The 4,665-nt window shown below is 51.1% G+C and carries 3 protein-coding genes; all 3 read right to left on the bottom strand.

Features of this window, described 5'->3' with window-relative positions:
* Positions 1-217: 217 nt before the first annotated feature.
* Positions 218-1,774, bottom strand: a complete 1,557-nt coding sequence (locus tag ACQG0S_RS24460; RefSeq protein WP_032993376.1) for a sensor domain-containing diguanylate cyclase — start codon at positions 1,772-1,774, stop codon at positions 218-220.
* Between the two features lie 238 nt (positions 1,775-2,012).
* Positions 2,013-3,512 carry a plasmid mobilization relaxase MbeA gene (mbeA, locus tag ACQG0S_RS24455; RefSeq protein ID WP_012565229.1) on the bottom strand — a complete coding sequence of 500 codons (1,500 nt, stop codon included), beginning with the start codon at positions 3,510-3,512 and terminating at the stop codon, positions 2,013-2,015.
* Positions 3,502-3,846 (bottom strand): MobC family plasmid mobilization relaxosome protein, encoded by a 345-nt coding sequence (locus ACQG0S_RS24450; protein ID WP_032967811.1) that lies wholly within the window; start codon positions 3,844-3,846, stop codon positions 3,502-3,504. The genes mbeA and ACQG0S_RS24450 overlap by 11 nt, the downstream gene beginning before the upstream one ends.
* Positions 3,847-4,665 lie beyond the last annotated feature (819 nt).

Below are 4,665 nucleotides of genomic sequence, written 5' to 3'. Positions count from 1 at the left end.
TTTGGTACCTGCGCTCCGTGAAAGCCAGTTACCTTCGGAAGAAAGAGTTGGTAGCTCTGAATTCCGGCAAACGAACCACCGTTGGTAGCGGTGGTTTTTTTGTTTACAGGGTATGAGATTACGACGACATCGAAGGGATAACAAGAGGATCCGCTTCTTGCCCACTCTTCGCCACAAAAAAAACGACACACTAGCGCGTAAAGCATCATCAAAAAACTCAAATAGCGCTATATACAATCACTTTATTACGCCCCTCCCTTTTGGCTTGATAAAGAGCATCGTCAGCATTTTTCAGCAAAAAATCGATCCTACCAAGAGGATCATCTTGTGTTGCCACACCAGCAGATATGGTGACCCGCAAGTTATTAGGGAAGACAGTACTTTCAATAACACTCCTAATACGCTCCGCAACACACTTAGCTGTTACCACAGATGTATTCGGCAGGAAAACAACAAACTCTTCGCCACCAAACCGACAAACAACATCTTCACTACGGCAACAGGAATTAATAATATGAGCCAAAGAAACAAGCACCTCATCTCCGACCCCATGCCCGAAACTGTCATTTATCTCTTTAAAAAAATCAACATCAATTACAATAACTGAATACCCTGAATCCCGCTTATGATTCTGTATTTTACTTAAAAACCCCAATCTATTGTTCACGCCGGTAAGGGGATCTTTAAGCGCCACCTCATTTAGAAAATCAACTCTTTCCATCATTACCTTAATATACGTAAAAAGCGCCTTTTTAAGCCTATCAGCTTCGGCATACCAAGCATTGATAGCTTTAATATAAACTAGCGAAGCTCCGATATCTTTAGCATTGGTAGATATAGCAAGCTTTTCTAAAGGAAGTGAAATACTGGAGGCAATGAAATATGAAATAAGTGAAAACACAATAATTATTATAATTAGCAGAACAAGTACACTTTTAGCATAAGCAATAAGAATAGTAGTCACACTGTCAGCACGACTATAAACCAACACATTCCAAGCAGTATTTTTCATACTAGCATAACCAAGAAGATATCTATGCCCCGAAGAAAAAAATGCCCCCTCACCTCTATCAGACGCAGTTAACTTTGATTTCAAATCATCAGACATAACCATAGGCCGATCAACAGCACTTTTATCGTTATTAAAGATCACATTCCCATCATCACTAACAATGCTAATTTCAGTGTTGTTCTTGAAAAAATGCCTGCTCAAAACATCGCCAAATAAATTATGTTTTTTTAGATATATAGACCCACCGACATACCCTATGTAATTGCCACCCTTATCATAAATAGGATGTGACAACAAAATAATCAAATTCCCAGTAACTGATTTTAACGGTGAAGATATGAATGGTTTCTTTTCCTCAATCGCCAATTTGCTGGCACTTGAATTCAAGCGGGTACCAACTAAATCAAGAGATTCTGGCGAAGTCGCCAGAACAACAGCATCATTACTAACAACAAGAACTGAATTAAACATACCAGACTGCAATCTTAACCTATCCGCCTCATCTTTAAGTGAGTCAATATCATTAGTTGATTTTATTTTTTTTGCTCCATATGCTAATTCACCTTGAGCCATTTCAATATAACCACTCATTACATCTGACATTTTCATAGCGTACGATGAATTAGCATAAAGCAAATCTTTTTCTATATTTTCGCGCTGAAAAACCATAATAACGGCAATCAGAAAAATAGAAGTTAACAAAATCCCACCAACGGACAAGGTTATGACTATCGGACGAAGGTGAGGCTTTTTAATTCTCATAAAAATACACTCCATATAATAAAAAATGCCGCATTTACCATAACATCCCTTATCAGCACCGCCCCGGACGGGTTCGGAACAAATGCGGCGTCAGCCCGGTAAAACCGGCAGCAAACTCTCCGCTAAACCGCGCATTCTGCGCCAGATAAATTTCACCCGGCTGCATGGCTATGCAGTCGGGTGAATGGCTCCGGCTTTCAGCGCAGATGTCCGCCGAAAGCCCCGTTTTATCAGGTTATCACAGTGAAGGGCTGTTATACGTCCGCTGTCGCTGAGATCGCTCCAGCTCCAGCGCTTTCTGATGCTGCACCACGCGCTCCTGCTCCCGGTGCAGCTCGACGGCATTCAGTCGCTCGACAACCGGCGCAGCTGCTCGCTCAAACTCTGCACCTGCCTGCTCAAGCCCGTGACGCGCTCGCTCAGCGCTGCGTTCTCCCGTAGCATAAGACCAGACATCGTCCGCCATTCCGCGAAGGCGCTCTCCCACTCGTCCAGCCTTTTCGAGTAGTCCTGCTGTAGCTGCTCTAATGCGCTCAGCAACTGTTTTTCCAGCTCCGTCATGTGCTATTTCCCCGCCAGTATCATCCAGCTCGAATCCTCTCCGAACCGTCCCGCTTCCGGGTTCACCTTCACGCAGCGGCGTCTCTGCTCGCCGCAGGTCGAGAGCTGCACGCCGCTGTTCCTCTCTGACAGCATGGCCTGCGTGCTCTTCTGCTCCCGGATGGTCGTGTAGTTGTCGAGTATCTGCTGCCCCTGCCACCACAGAATGCCCGCGCTCGAGGCGATCAGCAGCGCGGAGACCAGGACGATGGTCAGCCACGTCTGGCTGACCATGCGCACCATGCCTTTCGTGCGCTGGCTCATGGCTGAGGACAGTTTCCGGTCGTGGTCGAGGATGGCGGCGCTGATTCTCTTCGCGCTTTCGTTCAGTTCCGCTTTTACAGATTTCTCGTGCTCGCTGAATGCGGCTTTCAGCATCTCGCCGGTATTCTGCTGCTGCGCTTTCGATTTCTGCTCTAAGTCCTTCGCCAGCGTTAAAAGACTGTTCATAAATGGCTCCCTTCAGTCGGATGTTTCGCCCCCCGTCCGGGTCGGCAATGCTGATACTGCTTTTTGTGGTGCGGACCACCTCAAAACCTGCGCTTTCCAGCGCCTCAGTGACATCCTGACGGGTTTTCAGCTCCCCGGATGAGGCAAGAGCAAGCAGACCGCGTGTAATCGCTTCTGCAGCCTCCTGCTTCGCTTTAGGCAGTGCAGACGGTGTGACCAGTGCCCGCCGGTTCTCCGGTGCGTTCGGGTCGTGCAGCCCCAGTCTGCCGTTCACGATGGTCTGCCAGGCATCGATGCGTGGACGGTCGGCGCGATCGTAATACGGCTGGAGCCGTCTGCCGGTCAGCAGCTCCGTGTTCGGGATCAGAAAATTCAGCTCAAGCCGCCCCTTGTCACGATGCTCCACCCACAGGATGCTGTACTGGTCTTTATCAAGTCCGGGCATCAGAACCCGCTCAAAGCTTGCCATCAGCTTTTCCCGCTGGCCGGAAGGTAAATCCGCTTCCGCAAACGACAGTACCCCGGAGGTGTATTTCTTAACGTAAGGCGACGCGTCAATCAGCTCCCGGACTTCTTCCGGCTTCCCCTGCAGGACGGTGGCGCCTTCACGCTGCCGGTCTTTACCCAGCAGATAGTCCACCGGCCCGGCGCCACCGCCGCGACCGCGTGGATGAAATTTAACGATCATCGTCCGTTCCTTTCTCAAGAACGGCGTGCCGCAGCCGCTCAAGTCCGGCATCGATGGCCATCAGCGCCGCAACAATCTGCACCCTGTCATGGCCGGTACCGCCGCCGGCGTTAACACGGCGGGCTATCTGGTTCAGGTTATTGCCCATGCCGGCAAGCTGGCGCAGCAGCGCCGGCGAGATTGAGGGGAGCTTTCCGGAACGTGCCGGCTTTTCGTCCAGGCAGGTCTGCCGCATCCACGCCGCCAGCTGCCTGCCGTCACAGCGCTCAAGCAGCCGCCGGTGCTCGTCCTCCGTCACCCACATGGTGAGCATCTTGTTCCGTTTCTCTGACAAACCGGTCTCCTGATAACGCCGGGACGGGCGGGAAAACCTTTCCCGGTCGGCACGGGGTTGGACAAGCCGCAGGCGCGTCAGGCTTTTGGCGGGTTTCGGGGCGCAGCCCTGAACCAGTCACGTAGCGCTAGCGGAGTGTATACTGGCTTAATATGTTGGCACGGATGAGGGTGTCAGTGAAGTGCTTCATGTGGCAGGAGAAAAAAGGCGGCACCGGCGCGTCAGCAGAATATGTGATACAGGATATATTCCGCTTCCTCGCTCACTGACTCGCTGCGCTCGGTCGTTCGGCTGCGGCGAGCGGTGCCGGCTTACAGGTGGGGCGGAAATTTCCTGGAAGATGCCAGGAAGGAACGTAACAGGGAAGCGAGAAGGCCGCGGCGAAGCCGTTTTTCCATAGGCTCCGCCCCCCTGACAAGCATCACGAAATCTGACGCTCAAATCAGTGGTGGCGAAACCCGACAGGACTTAAAGATACCAGGCGTTTCCCCCTGGTGGCTCCCTCGTGCGCTCTCCTGTTCCTGCCTTTCGGTTTACCGGTGTCATTCCGCTGTTATGGCCGCGTTTATCTCATTCCACGCCTGACACTCGGTTCCGGGAAGGCAGTTCGCTCCAAGCTGGACTGTATGCACGAACCCCCCGTTCAGCCCGACTACCACGTTGTCCCGGTAACTATCATCTTGAGTCCAACCCGGAACAGACACGAAAAATCGCCAGTGGCGGTAGCCATTAGTAAGAGGATTCACGGAGCGGAGTAGTAGAGTGTTCTACAGAGTTCTTGAAGTGGTGGCCTGACTGCGGCTACACTGGAAGGACAGT

It is taken from the genome of Enterobacter cloacae complex sp. 418I7 (assembly GCF_050030705.1).
GTDB lineage: Bacteria > Pseudomonadota > Gammaproteobacteria > Enterobacterales > Enterobacteriaceae > Enterobacter > Enterobacter intestinihominis.
Note: the sequence above shows the minus strand (reverse complement) of the source record. Positions and strands in the feature narration are given on the sequence as shown.